General features: G+C 37.8%; 16 protein-coding genes. 8 read left to right on the top strand and 8 right to left on the bottom strand.

Annotation, left to right across the window (positions count from 1 at the left end; all coding sequences use genetic code 11):
* The first annotated feature begins 51 nt into the window (after nucleotides 1-51).
* The gene (locus HNR53_RS19865) at nucleotides 52-765 is read left to right on the top strand and encodes a DUF4652 domain-containing protein (protein ID WP_184529348.1); all 714 of its coding nucleotides are present in this window, start codon (nucleotides 52-54) and stop codon (nucleotides 763-765) included.
* Between the two features lie 436 nt (nucleotides 766-1,201).
* Here HNR53_RS19865 and HNR53_RS19860 read toward each other — a convergent pair whose 3' ends face one another.
* A complete protein-coding gene (locus HNR53_RS19860; protein WP_184529346.1) occupies nucleotides 1,202-1,879 on the bottom strand; it encodes a cell wall hydrolase in 678 nt (225 codons plus the stop codon).
* A 626-nt stretch (nucleotides 1,880-2,505) separates the two neighbouring features.
* On the opposite strand from HNR53_RS19860, the gene HNR53_RS19855 reads away from it, so the two are divergent.
* The 3 genes from HNR53_RS19855 to mbcS all read left to right on the top strand — a co-directional run bounded on the left by HNR53_RS19855 (nucleotide 2,506) and on the right by mbcS (nucleotide 5,725).
* The gene (locus tag HNR53_RS19855) at nucleotides 2,506-3,459 is read left to right on the top strand and encodes an aldolase catalytic domain-containing protein (RefSeq protein ID WP_184529344.1); all 954 of its coding nucleotides are present in this window, start codon (nucleotides 2,506-2,508) and stop codon (nucleotides 3,457-3,459) included.
* Nucleotides 3,460-3,681: 222 nt separating this feature from the next.
* Nucleotides 3,682-3,936: a hypothetical protein gene (locus tag HNR53_RS19850; RefSeq protein ID WP_184529342.1), complete on the top strand. Its 255-nt coding sequence runs from the start codon at nucleotides 3,682-3,684 to the stop codon at nucleotides 3,934-3,936.
* 202 nt (nucleotides 3,937-4,138) lie between these two features.
* A complete protein-coding gene (gene mbcS, locus HNR53_RS19845; RefSeq protein ID WP_184529340.1) occupies nucleotides 4,139-5,725 on the top strand; it encodes an acyl-CoA synthetase MbcS in 1,587 nt (528 codons plus the stop codon).
* Nucleotides 5,726-5,813: 88 nt separating this feature from the next.
* Here mbcS and HNR53_RS19840 read toward each other — a convergent pair whose 3' ends face one another.
* Nucleotides 5,814-5,969: a hypothetical protein gene (locus tag HNR53_RS19840; RefSeq protein WP_184529338.1), complete on the bottom strand. Its 156-nt coding sequence runs from the start codon at nucleotides 5,967-5,969 to the stop codon at nucleotides 5,814-5,816.
* Between the two features lie 221 nt (nucleotides 5,970-6,190).
* Between HNR53_RS19840 and HNR53_RS19835 the strand changes: the two genes are divergently transcribed.
* The 3 genes from HNR53_RS19835 to HNR53_RS19825 all read left to right on the top strand — a co-directional run bounded on the left by HNR53_RS19835 (nucleotide 6,191) and on the right by HNR53_RS19825 (nucleotide 8,321).
* Nucleotides 6,191-6,940 carry a glucose 1-dehydrogenase gene (locus tag HNR53_RS19835; RefSeq protein ID WP_184529336.1) on the top strand — a complete coding sequence of 250 codons (750 nt, stop codon included), beginning with the start codon at nucleotides 6,191-6,193 and terminating at the stop codon, nucleotides 6,938-6,940.
* A gap of 39 nt (nucleotides 6,941-6,979) precedes the next feature.
* On the top strand, nucleotides 6,980-7,645 hold the full coding sequence (locus tag HNR53_RS19830) for a Crp/Fnr family transcriptional regulator (protein WP_184529334.1): 666 nt from the start codon (nucleotides 6,980-6,982) through the stop codon (nucleotides 7,643-7,645).
* A gap of 124 nt (nucleotides 7,646-7,769) precedes the next feature.
* Nucleotides 7,770-8,321, top strand: a complete 552-nt coding sequence (locus HNR53_RS19825) for an OsmC family protein (protein WP_184529332.1) — start codon at nucleotides 7,770-7,772, stop codon at nucleotides 8,319-8,321.
* Between the two features lie 71 nt (nucleotides 8,322-8,392).
* On the opposite strand, the gene HNR53_RS19820 is transcribed toward HNR53_RS19825, so the two are convergent.
* Nucleotides 8,393-9,235 carry a DegV family protein gene (locus HNR53_RS19820; RefSeq protein WP_246439709.1) on the bottom strand — a complete coding sequence of 281 codons (843 nt, stop codon included), beginning with the start codon at nucleotides 9,233-9,235 and terminating at the stop codon, nucleotides 8,393-8,395.
* Between the two features lie 165 nt (nucleotides 9,236-9,400).
* Here HNR53_RS19820 and HNR53_RS19815 point away from each other — a divergent pair, with 165 nt between their 5' ends.
* Nucleotides 9,401-9,796, top strand: coding sequence for a secondary thiamine-phosphate synthase enzyme YjbQ (locus HNR53_RS19815; protein ID WP_184529328.1), 396 nt, complete (start codon nucleotides 9,401-9,403; stop codon nucleotides 9,794-9,796).
* A 257-nt stretch (nucleotides 9,797-10,053) separates the two neighbouring features.
* Here the strand turns inward: HNR53_RS19815 and HNR53_RS19810 are convergent, their stop codons facing one another.
* The 5 genes from HNR53_RS19810 to HNR53_RS19790 all read right to left on the bottom strand — a co-directional run bounded on the left by HNR53_RS19810 (nucleotide 10,054) and on the right by HNR53_RS19790 (nucleotide 17,150).
* Nucleotides 10,054-10,275 (bottom strand): hypothetical protein, encoded by a 222-nt coding sequence (locus tag HNR53_RS19810; RefSeq protein WP_184529325.1) that lies wholly within the window; start codon nucleotides 10,273-10,275, stop codon nucleotides 10,054-10,056.
* A 719-nt stretch (nucleotides 10,276-10,994) separates the two neighbouring features.
* Complete coding sequence (locus HNR53_RS19805; protein ID WP_184529323.1) at nucleotides 10,995-11,765, bottom strand: hypothetical protein; 771 nt, start codon at nucleotides 11,763-11,765, stop codon at nucleotides 10,995-10,997.
* A gap of 112 nt (nucleotides 11,766-11,877) precedes the next feature.
* Complete coding sequence (gene parC / locus HNR53_RS19800) at nucleotides 11,878-14,322, bottom strand: DNA topoisomerase IV subunit A (RefSeq protein ID WP_184529320.1); 2,445 nt, start codon at nucleotides 14,320-14,322, stop codon at nucleotides 11,878-11,880.
* Nucleotides 14,319-16,310, bottom strand: a complete 1,992-nt coding sequence (gene parE / locus HNR53_RS19795; protein WP_221452408.1) for a DNA topoisomerase IV subunit B — start codon at nucleotides 16,308-16,310, stop codon at nucleotides 14,319-14,321. Before parE ends, parC begins: the two co-directional genes overlap by 4 nt.
* Before the next feature lie 426 nt (nucleotides 16,311-16,736).
* A complete protein-coding gene (locus tag HNR53_RS19790) occupies nucleotides 16,737-17,150 on the bottom strand; it encodes a CoA-binding protein (RefSeq protein ID WP_221452407.1) in 414 nt (137 codons plus the stop codon).
* Nucleotides 17,151-17,208: the final 58 nt, after the last annotated feature.

Below are 17,208 nucleotides of genomic sequence, written 5' to 3'. Positions count from 1 at the left end.
AGAGGCAATTATGATAAGATCGATGGGACATAAAAATGATTGGAGGACATTATGAAGAAGTACATATTATTAATATTACTGGCAGCCATTTTAGTTCTTGGAGCTTGTGCTAATGGGGCAGAAGTGACGGAGGATAAAAAGTCCGAAGAAATACAAACGGAAGAAAAAGTAAAATCAGATTCCGAAACAGCTGATAAGACTGAAGCAAAAGAAGAGCTTGAGCAGCAGGAAGAAAATGCAGACAAAGCGGAAACATCTGAAACTGATGGTTTCGATATAAAGTATAACACCGAAGAAAAATCCGTACAATTAGTCAAAGCAGATGGAAATACAGAAGTTTTAGCGGCGAGAAGCGCTTCTGAACCTGTGAAATCACCTGATAGAAAAAAAGCGGCCTACGTATCTCCAATTGAATGGGAAGAGCCGGGAGATGTTTATATCGTGAATCTCGAAGACGGCACTCAAAATGTATTAGTCGCAACTGAAGGCGAGCAAACTCCGAAAAAAGTCATCTGGGAAAACAATGAAAATGTACTAGTAATCATTGGATATGCCTATGGCACAGTTGCTACAGGCGGAAATATATACCGAGTGAATTTGGAAACGAAAGAAAAAACTGCCCTTACACAATATGAAGGCGATGTTCAAATTACAGACTTAAAAATTGAAAATGGAATCCTGAAATACAGCGGCATCAAATACACTGACGACAACTTTAACGAATCCGTACCATACTCAAACAAACTGCCGCTTGCGTCACAGTGATGAATGGAAAAGGATCGAACAATCGATCATGGTAAATGAATAAGTGCTCATTTGAATGATGGTAAATAAAGGATAGGGCAAAATACTTTATCTCTTTGAATATTTATGTTAATTTACCTTTAAACAATTAAATATAGATGTACGAACTTTTTGGAGGAGTCTGTCACCAAGGGATAACTATGTCCTTTGGTCACAGGCTCCTTTTTTGTGTTTAGTTATTTTTGCAATATCAAACGTTTAATACTATTAGAAAGGTGGAATGTCAGGTTTATCCTGATCTATTTGCTGCGATCATCGTAATCGTCATTGTCACTATTCTTAACAAAAGGCTGCAGTTCCATATATGGCTGCAGCCTTTTCACTAATTGGTCATAAAAAAGCCTGTAAACATCTCCTAAAAGGGTTCCTGTTTACAGGCTGGCTATATTTTCTTCTATTATATTGCAAATACATGATTTCCAATTGTCTCTACAATGGTGCGAGAAAGAATCCAGTTGTCTGTTGCTATTTCCGGATTATAGAAAAAGACAGCCTCATTTAAGCGATTCGTTCTTGTTAATGCTTCTTCTGCCGCACGAATGGACTCTTCAGAAGCCGGTTTGTTAATTTCTCCATTTTGTACTGGTGAAAATGCATAGCTTTTGCCCACTACTTGATAAATAACCTCTGTAATGCTATTTGGAAATTCAGGAGACTCAACTCGGTTTAATACAACCGTTGCAACAGCCACTTTCCCCTCATATGATTCACCTTTAGCCTCAGCTTCAACAATTCGTGCTAATAAATCTTTCTCTTCATTTGAAATGGAAACAGCCGGATTGTGAGCATTTGTTTCGGCTGATGCTGTAGCATTTACCGGGAGTACGGCTGATTCTTCCGATTTATCAGGAATCTGTAATACTTCTCCGATAAATAGTAAATCATTTTGTCGTTTATTGGCTAGTTTAAGCGTCTCAGCGGATAATCCATACTGCTGTCCAAGTTCCCAGAGAGTATCTCCTTTTACTACTTGATATAAAGTCATCGCATCTACGGTGTGATTTTGTACTCCTATTAATGAAAAAGCAGCTACACAAGCTGCAATGATCGTTTTCATATACTTATTATTATTCATAAATACCTCCTGCAACTTTGTGTATTAAACACTATCATAATATTGTATTCAATTTACAGAACAGTTCAATTACAGTTCTTTTTAGTTTCATGACAATATTACAAGTAAGGAGGAATTGTAACATTATACCTGCATAATTCGTAATAATTCAGCCAATATTTATTAAAATAAGGAGCCTTTTACCAATTTATCTAAATATTTACGGCAATTAAAACCATAGATTTCATAAAAAATAAAATTTATTCGAAGATGAATCGGGATGATTTGAAATACCATTTACAAAATTTCTTCTTCCAATAAGAATCCAAACTCTACATATAAAAAAATGGATGAAAGACCTACTAGAAAAACCGTGATTCTGATAAAAGCCACATTTTTACGACAATGTTTGCTTTTTTCTGCACAAAATTGGTGCAGATTTTTTTACTTTTTTCAGAAAAACTGTTTTAATAATAGTTATATAGGTATTCATATCGTTTTTAAATTAATAGAATTTTAAAAAAACGATTTGACACCTTAGATTTTAAGTGATATAAACACAGTAAGAAATTGAAATACGATTAAAAGTATTTTCAAAAAATTTCGGTTTGATAAAAAAGTGATAATAACAGGGGGATTATGTAAAGATGGAGCATCGTGTCAATATATTAGACTGTACAATACGTGATGGAGGCTTAGTTAACAATTGGGATTTTAGTGTCGAATTTGTTCAAGATTTGTACAATAGCCTCAGTGCTGCAGGCGTTGAGTATATGGAAATCGGCTACAAGAATTCCCCGAAATTACTAAATGCGACGGAGCCTAATCCTTGGAGATTTCTTGATGATAAATTTTTAAAAGAAATTATCCCTGTGAAAAAATCCACAAAGTTATCTGCTCTTGTAGATATAGGTCGTGTTGATCCGGACGATATTTTACCGCGTGAAGAAAGCGTTTTGGATATGATTCGTGTTGCGTGTTACATCCGCGAAGTAGATAAAGGTTTAGAGCTAGTACAAATGTTTCATGACTTGGGCTACGAAACTACTCTTAACATTATGGCTTTATCTCATGTTCCTGAACACCAGCTTATCGAAGCATTCGAATTAGTGAGGAAAAGTCCTGTAGATGTTGTTTACATCGTAGATTCCTTCGGAAGTTTGGATCCGGCGGAAATCGAGCATCAAGTGAAAAAATTCCATGCCATGGTGCCGGATAAAAAGCTGGGAATTCATACTCATAACAACCTGCAGCTAGCATTTGCGAATACTTTAACGGCAGCAAGAAGCGGCGTATCATTTTTAGATTCGTCAGTGTATGGTATGGGTCGTGCAGCAGGGAACTGTAATACAGAACTGCTTGTCAGTTACATCCAAAACCCTAAATACGAAGTGAAACCTATCCTTGGTGTGATTGAAAAACATATGCTTGAAATGCGTGAAAACTGGGAGTGGGGCTACATTATCCCTTACATGATTTCCGGCATCCTGAACGAACATCCACGCGTTGCCATGGCTTACCGTAAAACTGACGAACGCGACAAATTTGTAGAATTCTACGACCAGGTGACATCACCAGAAGTAACTATTCAAAAAAATTAGTCACTGTGAAGTCTCGATATTTGTCGGATGATTATTCTTGGACTTTATGAATCGATATGATATAAAAAGAGTGAACCTCCGTTAATTTTGTGGAGTTTCACTCTTTTTTGTCTGCTGTATTGTTTACCGTGTAAAAGTTCTTAAAAAGGACATATTTCATTTAGAAAACGCTTTCAAATTAGTATATGCTTGATATATGAAAACATTTGGGAGGTGCTTTAATTGTATAAACTTCAAGTGTATAATGCAGAAACCCAAGAAATACTTCGTGAAAAGACGTATAAGAAACCTGATCTTATTCAGAGCTTGCTAGAATCAGCGGAAAAAGGGCAGGAATGTTTTCTATTTGATGAGGAGTGTAAGACCTACAAAGGAGACTATGTCACTCATTCTAACAGTACTGAAGAAGATTTTGAAGTTTATAAAGTGTACTTTCAAGTAGAACTATCAGATATTCAGGCAAGATTCATCAATTAATCGATGAAGTGAAAAAAGGGGCTAAAGCTCCTTTTTTATTTCTATAGATTCATAAAATAATTTCAGAATATTTGAATTATTAAAAAGGGAAACTATATAAAATGTAGAAATAAGTAAAATGAACATACCATGGATCGACTTCAGATGGATGATATGAAACCATGTAGTTTTTTTGCCATTTATAAAAAGAAGGGAGTATGTTATGAAACGTGAAGACCTTTTAGCGCCGCAAAAATATAACTTAGTGTCAGAGATCGAGCGGTTCGCCGCCGACCCGGTAAAACTGGCTTTAATCTGGGAATCAGAACAAGGGGAAACAAAACAAATGACGTATCACGATCTCTTTTTAAATGTGAATAAAATTGGTAACGTATTTCTTGAACATGGTTTACAAAAAGGGGACGTCATTCTTGTTATGCTGCCAAGAGTAATTGAGGCTTATCAAGTGTATCTAGCTGCACTAAAAACGGGACTTGTTGTGATCCCAAGTTCTGAAATGCTGCGATCGAAGGATTTAGAATACCGAATTTTACACGGAGAGGTCAAAGCCATTGTCTGCTATGATCAATATGCCGCTCAATTTAATGAAATAAACGCGGCCGCTTCACTGACTAAATTTGTAGTGGGAAAACATGTTGAAGGATGGATTGATTTGCAATCACAAATAGCAAAAGCCTCCGAAGTATTGCCTTTTGCTGATACAGACAATGAAGACATGGCCTTCTTATCTTATACATCAGGAACAACAGGGAATCCGAAAGGTGTTGTACATACGCACGGCTGGGCCTATGCCCACTTAAGAGCCGCTGCCCCTAATTGGTTAGGTATTGAAGAAGAAGATCTTGTTTGGGCAACTGCAGGTCCAGGATGGCAAAAATGGATTTGGAGCCCCTTTTTATCTGTATTAGGTTCTGGAGCAACAGGTTTGGTTTATTACGGGAAATTCGAAGAACAAAAATACTTGCAATTATTGGATAAATACGATGTAAACGTACTGTGCTGCACACCGACTGAATATCGTCTCATGGCAAAAGCGGAAAATCTTCAAGAATATAAACTAGCAAAACTCCGCAGCGCAGTTTCGGCAGGAGAACCGTTAAATGTAAATGTGATCGATACTTTTAAAAAGTACTTTCACGTGGATGTCCGGGACGGGTATGGGCAAACAGAAAATACACTGCTTGTCGGAATTACAAAGGGGATGGAGCTGAGACCAGGCTCGATGGGCAAACCGATCCCTGGAAACAGTGTCGAGATTATCAACGAATTTGGAGAGCCGTGCCAGGCAGGTGAAGTAGGGGACATTGCTGTTCATATTGAAACACCGGCTCTGTTTAAACATTACTATAAGGATCCAGAACGGACAGCGATGCAATTCCGGGGCAATTATTATATTACAGGTGATAAAGCGAAAAAGGATGAAGATGGCTATTTTTGGTTTGAAGGGCGCGGTGACGATATTATCATCAGTTCAGGCTACACCATCGGGCCTTTTGAAGTGGAAGATGCACTCGTGAAACACTCTTCCGTCAAAGAATGTGCGGTAGTGGCAAGTCCCGATGAAATTAGAGGCAGTGTTGTTAAAGCTTTTATTGTTCTGCAGGACGGTGTGGATAATAACAATCCTCTCCTTGTAAAACAACTGCAGGAGCATGTCAAAAGCTTAACTGCCCCTTACAAATACCCAAGGAAAATAGAATTCCTGCCAGAACTGCCAAAAACCACTTCAGGAAAAATCAGACGAATCGAGCTTCGTAAAAGGGAAATGGAACACCACTTTCGTACGTAATCATGCTAAATGAAAAGGGAAGCGATCGTGATCGCTTCCCTTTTCAAATTATGCCACAGTTACTGCTGACAAACGCATATGCTGTTTATTAACTAGGATCTACTTCATCAAAGGATAAAGTGGTAACGCTGGTAAATTCACCTTTTTTCATTTCTTCTTGGGAAGCATTTTTTTCAAGTTCTTCGCTATCATCCATACCGGGTGCAATGGAAGGCTCGTTATTGTTTGACTTCTTATTGACCATGGCTTGACCTCCTATTTCCAATATTATTTGACATTACTAATAGTGTTCCTGCTATTTTCTTTTTAATGTATGGGCTCGAATAATGGTTGGGCTAGTTTTTATATTATTGGCAGTATTACTTACTAGTAAAGGGATATTTAGGTAGAATATGATTGTATATGAGTATTTTCGTGCTGCACAAAGTCTTTAATTACAGAGAAATTTAGAAAGGACGTGCCATCATGGGATTTTTAAATAAAACAGTCGTTATTACAGGTGCCGGGAATGGAATTGGCAAGGGAATTGCAGAGCTATATGCCGAAAAAGGGGCCCATGTCGTATTGGCAGATATAGATGAAAAAGCCGGGAAGCAAACAGCAGCGATGATTCAAGCACAAGGAGGAGAGACTGTATTTGTTCCAGTAGATGTCAGAAAAGAGGCTGATATTGTTCATTTAATGAAAACAGCTGAGCAAACCTATGGTCAGATTGATATTCTGATTAATAACGCAGGTAAAGGCGTTTGGAAATCTCTATATGACATTACCATAGAGGAGTGGGATGATGTCATTCAGACAAATTTGCGCAGCGTATTTTTGGGATCACGAGAAGCGGCGAAATATATGTGTACTAATAAGGATGGCGGGGCTATCGTCAATATCGCTTCTACAAGAGCGATCATGTCTGAACCCAATTCAGAGACCTATGCCGCATCAAAAGGAGGAATTATTGCGCTGACACATGCCCTTGCCGCCTCATTGAGCGACGATTATATCACCGTCAATGCCATTTCCCCCGGCTGGATTGAAACGGGAGATTATGAAAAATTAACAAGAATCGACCATGAACAACATTTTTCCAAACGGGTAGGAAAGCCTTCAGATATCGCACGTGCCTGCTTATATTTAACCGCAAAGGAAAATGATTTTGTGACCGGTATTAATCTTGTGGTTGACGGTGGGATGACAAGGAAGATGATGTATGAGGAATAAACGAAGGGAATCACCAATCATGTGAGGGTGAATGGCAAATTGAATGGACTGAGTGGATTGAACTGCCTTAATGGATTATCAAGTAAGAAATTATTAGAACTGGGTAAGAAATGTTTTCGTAAACAATATGATAAAGGGAGCTTTTTATATAAGCCAGGAGAGACAAATGATTATGTATATATTGTAGAAAAAGGTAAATTTTTAGCTTATCGCTTAACAAACTGTGGAAAACCATGTGCTTCAAGGAGATTAAATGAAGGAGAGATTATAGGTGAAGAAGATATTCTTTCCTGTCCTATTAGAGATTCGTATGTTGAAAGTATCACCGATTCACAATGTATCTTGATTTCGAGAATGGAATATGAAGAATTATTATATCATTATCCCGAGTTTACCCGTTCTAGGTTAGAAGGGCTCAGCATACGGATAAAAGAAACGGAGCAGATGATGCAGGCCATTGCCTATAGTTCTGTCAGTAAACGTTTACTTTTGCTTTTATCAGAAGTTGGAAAGCAGACGGGTCAAAATAGTAATCAAGAAATCAAATTTCATTCAGATATGAGCCACCATGATTTAGCGGCCATGATTGGTTCAACTCGTGAAACGGTTACTAGCAATTTATCCTCTCTGCAGCGGGAAGGTGTCATTGCGGTAAATGGTAAACAAATCTCTATCAAGAAAGATAAATTAGAACGATATCTTTAATTCTTGTTTGCTTTTTACATTTTTTCCTTTTTTGTAAGGAAGCTTACATACACAGATAAAACAGGTTGTTAAAATTTAATCGTAAAGGAAGTGTTAAGAAAAGGTTAATGAGGTGATTGTTATTATGGAAAAAAATATCAATGATATTAATGTGCCAGCTCTACAGAATTATATTGAGGAGATAAAAGAGAAGCCCGAAAACGCTATGATTGACTACAAAGTAAATCTCGAGTGGCAGGGCGGTACTAAATCAAAGGTTACATCAAAAGGGATTATGTTAGGAAATCAAACTTTAGAAAGAAATTTTTCCTTTTTGGTGGATGAACCAGAACAGTTGTTAGGAGAAAATGCTTACCCAACTCCGCAGGAATATCTACTGGGCGGCATGGGGGCATGTATGATTGTCGGTTATTCTGTTGGTGCATCTATTATGGGAATTACACTTGAAAAGCTTGAAATTGATATTGAAGCTGGTTTAAATTTAAGAGGCTTTTTAGAGGTTGACCCAAAAGCATCAATTGGGTTTAAAGATGTTAAATATACGATACGGGTAAAAGGGAACGGGACAAGGGAACAGTTTGAGAAAATCCATCAAAAAGTCATTGATTACTCGCCAAATCGGGCGAATATATCAAATGCTATTACAGTGGTTCCTGAATTAGTTATTGAACGATAACAGGTTGTAAACGAAACTTATATAATGATTATCGAGCATTTAATAAAAAGACAGCTGCGGCTGTCTCTTTATTATTCTCTGAACCATGAAATGGCAATAGTCCCTGCACCGACATGAACGCCTATAGCGGAGCCCAGCGGACCGGTAACGATTTCGATATTCGGAGTGAGGGAGCGAATTTGTTCTTGAAGTATCAATGATTCTTCTGCTGCACTGCCAGATAAAACAAACACTTTTTTAATAGTAACACCTTTTTCTAAATCATTTTGCAAAAGGGAGATCATGTAAGATAATGCTCTTTTCTTTGAACGCACCTTTTCAAAAGGGACCGCTTTTCCTTCTTGAAACGAGAAAACCGGTTTTATTTGCAGAAGGCTGCCCATTAGCAGCTGAAGGGCACTAACGCGTCCGCCTTTATGCAGTTGCTCTAAGGAACCAGTCATAAAAAACAGCTGATTATCCTGATACATCGTTCTTAGTTTGGCTGCTGTATCAGCAGGTGACATTCCTTGTCGGATCATTTCCTGTCCCTTTTCGATCATATATTTCATAGGAAGCGAAATGAGTCTTGAATCCACTAATTCCAAGGGAAAGCCAGCGATATCAGCGGCATGCTTGGACGAATTACACGTTCCGCTTAAATCGGATGATAAATGAATAGCGATGCCCAAATCGTATTCTTTTTTCAGCTCTTCATATAGGGATACTAACTCACCAAGTGCCGGCTGTGATGATTTTGGCAGGTTAGGGGAGGCAGTTAGTTTTTGATAAAACTCTTCTTCGGTAATATCCACTCCGTCGCGATAGGTTTCCTGCTCAAAGGAGATATTCATCGGTATTACAAAGATATGATGTTGGTTTGCAAATTCCGGGTCTATAAAACAAGTACTATCCGTGATCCAGGCAATTTTCATCAAGTAAGATCCTCCTATGTAGTATCGTGGTATGTATTCCTTGATTATACACAATCAAGTTCATTTGCAATATACATTTTTATTTTAATATTTATTCAGAATGTCATAAATACGGACATTAGTTATAATAGATCCATATCAAAACAGAGAAGGGAAATAAATATCATGTTGAAAAAAATCATGCTAAAGACAAATCAGCGGGATCAAATGATTGATATTACTGAACATGTGCGAAGTTTTGTTAATGAATCAGAATTAAAAGATGGGACCGTTATAATCTATTGCCCTCATACTACTGGAGGAATCACGATAAATGAGAACGCGGATCCTGATGTGAAGATTGATTTTCTCCGGAGGCTGGATGAAGTCTTTCCTTGGGAACATCCGCTTGACCGTCATATGGAAGGGAATACGGCTGCACATTTAAAAGCAAGCGCGGTTGGGCCATCCCAGCATGTTATCGTAACGGACGGCAAGCTTTTGCTAGGGACATGGCAGGGCATCTATTTCTGTGAGTTCGATGGACCGCGGACAAGAACATTTTATATAAAGAAAATATAAACAAGGTTTCGTATGCTTCACAAGGGTTGAAAACCAAATCCGCAAATAGATGGCACATTGTGCTGATTACACATTATAAAATAAAAATTCTTCGTCCGAATTTTATTCATAACCAAATGATCGATCTCGTTAAGCAACTAAACCAAGCAAATTGCTTGTTAATGTTATTTCTTAACCATAAATGAAAAAGCAAGGATAATCAATTTGATTTTTCCTTGCTTTTTCAAGCATAGTTGATTGCGCAGTTGAGAGGAACGTTACTTTTTCTTCTTTTTTAATTCTTCTTTTGTAACAAGCACTTTTTTATTTTTCTTTTCCAGATTAACATGAACCTGTACTAGATTTTCGTTTATCTCATTCAATCGAATCACTTTTGCCTTACGTCCTTTGATCTTAATATCATGATCAACTGCAGGAACATGTTTGACCAATTGACTAAAAAATAATGAGTTATTTTCAAAATACTGTATCGTAACCATCTTGACGTCACTCCTCTAAATGGAAATAAAAAGGGTGGATTGTTATTCAGCGAATCGATCAGCATCTTATAATAAAATATTGTTTTGGAACTTGGTTTAGTCCGGAATGTTTCAAAAAAGAATTATAAATGTTAAAGACCGAAATGATATTTTACGTTTAGCCGAAATGATATATAAAGATGAAGTCGGGAATTTAATTAATTATAAAAGAATAAATCTTTTTTATTGTCAGCAATCCTTATTTAGATCAATTTACACCTTAAAAAGAAGGGAATTACCAATTACTTGATAACTATTTTTTAGTTTACATAATAACTATTATAGGAAGTTATATTTAAAGAGAGCCAAACGGTCTCAATGATAAAGATTACTTGAAATAGTGAGACAAACTAAAGATTTTTCATACCAATTAAGCAATTCAAATTGAAACTTGAATTGCTGGATTAGAAATTCAAATTCCTCACAATAAAACATCCTAAGTATCTTGTATTTTCATTAGAATTATTTATTAGGTATATATCAAAACCGCCATTTCGTTTATTGCTTAATTACTTATTAGATCATCTGACATGCTTTAGCTGTTCAAATCCTGTCTTCTAATCCGTTAGTTTACATAACGAGTTATTATCTTCTGTTGCTGCTATATTTTAATCAATCTAACTAACTTTCTTATGCTCATTCGAAGATCAGCTTCTAATGCTGATCTTCGAATGATTTATTTATCTTTTCACCCTTTGTTTTCTTTCCATTACCTTTGTATCCAAAAGAAGCCATTTCCCGTTTTCGTAATTCCAAGTAGATTCAATAAATGCGATTCCATCAGCATGGTAGGCTCCGCTAATCTGTTGAATGGCCTTTAATCCATAGGAATTATCGTTTATTTTTACCGGTTTTAATGTACTGTAGGGATCGACCATTAGTTCCCTTGGTTCATTTAGCTTTCCGTTTTGATAAATTCCTAATCGATCATAATCATTTTTTCGGCTTTTTAAATCAAAATTGTATGATTGTCCAGTATTCTCAATGGTAATCTTAGCTTGATACTGATCAAGAAATTGACTTGTAATCGTAAGTGGATCCGGCGGTGCTATTTCTTTTAACTGAAAATCTTTATACGTAAAAAGTGAGTAATTCGTCATCCCTCCGCTGCCGCCTGATGGAATGCTGATAAGCATATCCTCTATGTCATCATGGTTTAGATCAACAAAGGTGACGCCTGGTTCATATCCACCTTCCAATTCAACTCGTTCGGATTTTCCATTTGAACCTGTAATTTGCAAAAATATTTCCTTTAAATAGGAAGCCCCTTCTTCATACGGAATGCCTTTCAAGAAAATAGTATCCTCTTTTCCATCACCTGAAATATCAGCTTTTTCCTCGATTAATACCACTTCCTTTCCATCTTTATCTAAAGCATACACAGCAGTAAATGTATTATTTAGAGACAGAAAAAATAAAGCTATAAGCACTAGCCCAAATTCCTTTTTCATAATAATTCCTCCTAAATGGACACTATTTGCTATTCTATCCATTTGGAGGAAATTAATGTAATAAATGAAAAACCACTTGCGAAATTCATATTCGCAAGTGGTTTATTTACATTTAAGATTCGTTTGGACTGGATTCGATGTCGCTTTGGTTCCACATGGTTACTGCTTTGCCAGATTCATTCTCATCATAGAGGAAGGAACCATTGGAATAACGGTCATTATAACGTAAAGTTGAAGAGTTTACACTTTCAATTTTACCCTTTTCTGTTTCAATTAATATTACTTGATTCTCATCAGCAAATACAAAGCCGATACAAAAGTGTGGATTGTTCTTTAATTCTCTTAAAATGACAACACCACGTTTTGCTCTTGAAGTGATTTCAAACTCAGTCAATTTCATTTTTTTAACTGAACCACGCTGTGTAGCAATGACGACTGATGGGTGACGTTCTGTGTCCTTTACTTTTGCACCCGTGACAAAATCATCTTCTTTTAAATTGATTCCTTTGACACCGGCAGCACGTACACCGATACAACTGACTTCTGCTTCTTTAAACCATAAAGCATATCCCTGATAAGTGGTGAGGAATAGCTCTTGATTTCCATCTGTTTCATGGACATCAATGAGCTCGTCATCCCCTTTTACATTAATGGCCACAAGCGGCTTTGAGTACCGCTGAGCTTTATAGTGCTGCAGTTCTGTTTTCTTCACCATACCATTTTTTGTCACAAATAATAGGAAGGTTTCTTTTTCAAAATCCGGCACTGGAATAGCTTTAATAATTGTCTCATCACGCTCAATCGGGATGATATTAGCGATATGCTGACCGATATCCTTCCAGCGGATATCAGGCAGTTCATGGACAGGACAATACAAATAATTCCCCTTATTGGTAAATAGCAATACAACATCAGTTGTATTCATATTCAACTGGGCAATGATTCGATCGGAATCCTTCATTCCATAATCCTGGCCGCTCGAAGCTGTATAAGAACGGATGCTCGTTCGTTTTACGTAGCCTTCCTTTGTTACGGTCACGATAACATCTTCACTGGCGATTAATACTTCAAGATTAATTTTAATCTCTTCAATTTCGGCTTCAATTTTTGTGCGGCGCTCGTCTCTGAAACGCTTTTGTACATCCTTTAATTCTTTTTTAATCACAGAATAAAGTTTTGTCTCGCTGTTTAAAATAGCTGTTAATTCCGCTATTTTTTTGGCTAATTCTTCGGCTTCAGCCATCAATGCAGTGATGTCTGTATTCGTTAATCGGTACAATTGAAGAGAAACGATAGCTTCTGACTGAGGCTCTGTAAATTGAAATTTTTCCGATAAATTAACTTTAGCATCTCTTTTATCTTTTGAGGCCCTAATGGTGGCAATAACCTCATCTAATATCGATAATGCTTTCATTAAGCCCTCTAGAATATGGGATCGGTCTTGTGCCTTTTGCAGCTCATATTGAGAACGCCTTGTGACGACCTCCTTTTGATGGTTGATATAGGCATCAAGCAGTTCGCGAAGTCCCATCAGCATAGGTCGTTTATTATGAATGGCCACCATATTAAAGTGATAGGTCACCTGTAAATCGCTATTTTTAAATAGATAATTTAAGACACCTTCAGCATTTGCGTCTTTTTTCAACTCAATGACAATACGCAAACCGGTTCTGTCAGTTTCATCACGTACCTCAGCGATTCCTTCCAATTTACGGTCAAAACGAAATTCATCGATTTTCTTCACTAAATTGGCCTTATTCACTTCATATGGTATTTCTGTGATCACAATTTGCTGCTTGCCTCCGCGGATAGGTTCTACCTCGGTCTTACCGCGGATGATGATCTTCCCTCTTCCAGTTTCATAGGCTTTCTTTATCCCATCTACCCCTTGAATAATTCCTCCGGTTGGGAAATCAGGTCCTTTGACGAATCCCATCAAGTCATCAACGGTAGACTCTGGGTGATCCAGGCGATGAATCACAGCATTGATGATTTCTTCAAGATGATGCGGCGGGATTTCAGTGGCGTAACCGGCTGAAATCCCTGTCGAACCGTTAACAAGCAGGTTTGGAAACATCGATGGAAGTACGGTTGGCTCACTTGAAGTATCATCGAAATTTGGAACGAAATCTACCGTTCTCTTATCAATATCACGAAGAAGTTCCGCTGAAATCGCCGATAGCCGAGCCTCTGTATAACGCATCGCCGCAGGAGGATCTCCGTCGTTACTCCCGTTATTCCCATGCATTTCGATTAATACATTGCGTACCTTCCAATCCTGGCTCATGCGGACCATTGCCTCATAAACCGAGGAATCACCATGCGGATGATAATTACCGATTACATTCCCGACTGTTTTAGCTGATTTACGAAAATGTTTATCATGTGTATTCCCCTCCACATGCATAGCATACAAAATTCTGCGCTGTACCGGTTTCAAGCCATCGCGGGCGTCCGGTAAGGCCCGTTCTTGAATAATATATTTACTATAGCGACCAAATCGATCACCAATGACTTCCTCTAATGGGAGTTCCATGAAATGTTCTGTTGTACTCATGAAGGATTAGCCTCCTCTGCTACTGTAATATTCTCATTTTCAAGAATACTTCCATCCTCTTCAAGACCGAAGGCTACATTTGATTCAATCCACTTTCTGCGAGGCTCTACTTTATCTCCCATTAAGGTGGTCACTCTTCGTTCTGCACGTGCTATATCGTCAATCCGAACCCGAATTAATGTTCTTGTCTCAGGATTCATCGTTGTATCCCATAATTGATCGGCATTCATCTCGCCAAGACCTTTATAACGCTGCAGGATATATCCTTTGCCGACCTTTTTAATCGTATCTTGAAGGTCATCATCACTCCAGGCATATTCAACCACTTCTTTTTTTCCCATGCCTCTAGAGACTTTATATAAAGGAGGGAGAGCGATATATACTTTTCCCGCCTCGATTAGCGGCTTCATATAGCGGTAAAAGAAGGTTAAAAGAAGGACTTGGATATGTGCTCCGTCTGTATCGGCATCTGTCATGATAATGATTTTATCGTAATTGGAGTCTTCAACCGTAAACTCTGATCCAACACCAGCACCAATCGTATGGATAATGGTGTTGATTTCTTCATTTTTAAAAATATCATTCAGCTTTGCTTTTTCCGTGTTGATAACTTTCCCACGTAATGGCAGCACTGCTTGGAACCGGCGATCCCGCCCTTGTTTAGCGGAACCTCCCGCAGAGTCTCCCTCCACTAAATATAATTCGTTCTTCTGCGGATTTCGTGACTGTGCAGGAGTGAGTTTACCGGATAACAGCGCATCTGATCTCTTCTTTTTCTTACCACTGCGAGCCTCGTCGCGTGCTTTACGTGCCGCTTCCCGTGCTTGAAATGCCTTGATTGATTTTTTCACTAATAATGTACTGATATCTGGATTTTCCTCAAGAAAATAAGCTAAATGCTCTGATACTACTGAATCAACTGCAGAGCGGGCCTCACTGGTTCCCAGTTTCCCTTTTGTCTGTCCTTCAAATTGCAGTAAATTCTCAGGAACCCTTACGGAAATGACAGCAGAAAATCCTTCCCTGATATCGGAGCCTTCTAAGTTTTTATCTTTTTCCTTCAGAAGGTTCACTTTACGAGCATATTCATTAAATGCTCTGGTAACAGCTGTACGAAGTCCAACCTCATGGGTACCGCCGTCTTTTGTCCGGACATTATTGACAAACGAAAGAACATTTTCCGAGTAGCCATCATTAAATTGAAAGGCAAAATCCACTTCGATCTCGTTTTGTGAACCCTCAAATGGAATCACGGGGTGAAGAACATCCTTCTCTTCATTTAAATATTCAACAAAGGAAGCGAGACCCTTTTCAAAATGGAACATCTCTTTCCAGTCATTACGATCATCAATTATTTCAATTTTGACACCTTTTAAAAGAAAAGCAGATTCCCGAAGGCGTTCACAAAGTGTTTCATAATTATACGTTGTTGTAGAAAAAATAGTCGGATCCGGTTTAAAGTGAATCGTGGTTCCTGTTTGATTTGTTTTGCCTACTTTCTCTAAAGTGGTGACTGGTTTACCACCGTTTTCGAAACGCTGTTCATATGTATAACCATCACGTTTAATGGTTACAACGAGCCATTCAGACAAGGCATTTACAACAGAGGCCCCTACACCATGCAGACCACCGCTTGTTTTATACCCGCCTTGACCGAATTTCCCACCAGCATGAAGGATGGTCAGAATGACTTCAGGAGTGGGCTTGCCAATCTTATGCATTCCTGTTGGCATTCCTCTTCCTTTGTCCTGAACACTAATCGAATTATCTTTGTGTATCTTTACGATAATGTGATCACCAAATCCGGCTAACACTTCGTCAACTGAATTATCCACTATTTCATATACAAGATGATGCAACCCTTTTGAATCCGTGCTGCCAATATACATTCCCGGGCGCTTACGGACAGCCTCAAGCCCTTCTAATACTTGTATGGCATCATCATTATAATCATACTGAGATGCTGCTTGATTTCTTGCCACGAACATACCCCTTTCATTACTAAACAATAACCACTATTACTAGTACACGTCTCTTTGTTGCCGACTTCTTAAGTCTGTAGAGTATATATTCATCATAATCGTATACAATCCTTTTCATATCTAAAAATAACAACGCGTAAACGGCAGGCAGCTTAACCAGCAATTATCCGGCCGAAAAAGCAGAATGATGAATCCAATTAAACTACATCATGTTCTGATGCAAAGAACGTGTGTTCCTTACACTATCATATCATATCTAAAATTAAAGTTCATGTCTTATTGTATCGGTTATTTTCATTTTGGCAAATTTGATTTTTTCATGAGAATGAAATTTTTCTGCATAACTATGCTTATCCTTTTAAAAATATACCATAAAAATTGGATCCAAATGAAAAAACATACACCCAAGAGGTGTATGTTTAGCAAATTCGTTTATTTTGTCATCGCATGTTCCACTTTAATGCAGCGATCCATTACTACCGTATAGCCTTTTTCTTTTAAAAATTGGTAGGCTTCTTCATTTTCAAGCCCCTGTTGCGCCCAAAAAATATCCGCATCTATTTCGGCAAACTCTCTTGCTACTTCTGGCAGAAATTCAGAGCGTCTAAAAACATTCACAATATCGACATGTCCATCAATTTCTTTCAGACTTGAAACAGCTTTAACACCAAGGATAGTTTCTGCTGTTGGATTTACAGGTATGATTTCATAGCCTGCATCCTGCATGGCTTTCGATACCATATAGGATGTACGGTCTGGATTATCACTCAAGCCTACTACTGCAATACGTTTCGCTTTTTTTAATATTTCACGAATTTCATCTCTCGTTGGATTTTCAATTGCCATCGAAATCCCTCCACAATATGATTATTTTAAGAATATTGTTAGTATTACATCCTGGTTC

Origin of the sequence: Bacillus benzoevorans, assembly GCF_014207535.1 — a bacterium.
Lineage (GTDB): Bacteria > Bacillota > Bacilli > Bacillales > Cytobacillaceae > Bacillus_BD > Bacillus_BD benzoevorans.
Note: the sequence above shows the minus strand (reverse complement) of the source record. Positions and strands in the feature narration are given on the sequence as shown.

Excerpts from the sequence above, each read along its gene's own strand:
- HNR53_RS19865 (WP_184529348.1), top strand. The coding sequence starts at position 52 with ATGAAGAAGTACATATTATTAATATTACTGGCAGCCATTTTAGTTCTT.
- HNR53_RS19860 (WP_184529346.1), bottom strand. The coding sequence starts at position 1,879 with ATGAATAATAATAAGTATATGAAAACGATCATTGCAGCTTGTGTAGCT.
- HNR53_RS19855 (WP_184529344.1), top strand. The coding sequence starts at position 2,506 with ATGGAGCATCGTGTCAATATATTAGACTGTACAATACGTGATGGAGGC.
- mbcS (WP_184529340.1), top strand. The coding sequence starts at position 4,139 with ATGAAACGTGAAGACCTTTTAGCGCCGCAAAAATATAACTTAGTGTCA.
- HNR53_RS19840 (WP_184529338.1), bottom strand. The coding sequence starts at position 5,969 with ATGGTCAATAAGAAGTCAAACAATAACGAGCCTTCCATTGCACCCGGT.
- HNR53_RS19835 (WP_184529336.1), top strand. The coding sequence starts at position 6,191 with ATGGGATTTTTAAATAAAACAGTCGTTATTACAGGTGCCGGGAATGGA.
- HNR53_RS19825 (WP_184529332.1), top strand. The coding sequence starts at position 7,770 with ATGGAAAAAAATATCAATGATATTAATGTGCCAGCTCTACAGAATTAT.
- HNR53_RS19820 (WP_246439709.1), bottom strand. The coding sequence starts at position 9,235 with ATGAAAATTGCCTGGATCACGGATAGTACTTGTTTTATAGACCCGGAA.
- HNR53_RS19815 (WP_184529328.1), top strand. The coding sequence starts at position 9,401 with ATGTTGAAAAAAATCATGCTAAAGACAAATCAGCGGGATCAAATGATT.
- HNR53_RS19810 (WP_184529325.1), bottom strand. The coding sequence starts at position 10,275 with ATGGTTACGATACAGTATTTTGAAAATAACTCATTATTTTTTAGTCAA.
- HNR53_RS19805 (WP_184529323.1), bottom strand. The coding sequence starts at position 11,765 with ATGAAAAAGGAATTTGGGCTAGTGCTTATAGCTTTATTTTTTCTGTCT.
- parC (WP_184529320.1), bottom strand. The coding sequence starts at position 14,322 with ATGAGTACAACAGAACATTTCATGGAACTCCCATTAGAGGAAGTCATT.
- parE (WP_221452408.1), bottom strand. The coding sequence starts at position 16,310 with ATGTTCGTGGCAAGAAATCAAGCAGCATCTCAGTATGATTATAATGAT.
- HNR53_RS19790 (WP_221452407.1), bottom strand. The coding sequence starts at position 17,150 with ATGGCAATTGAAAATCCAACGAGAGATGAAATTCGTGAAATATTAAAA.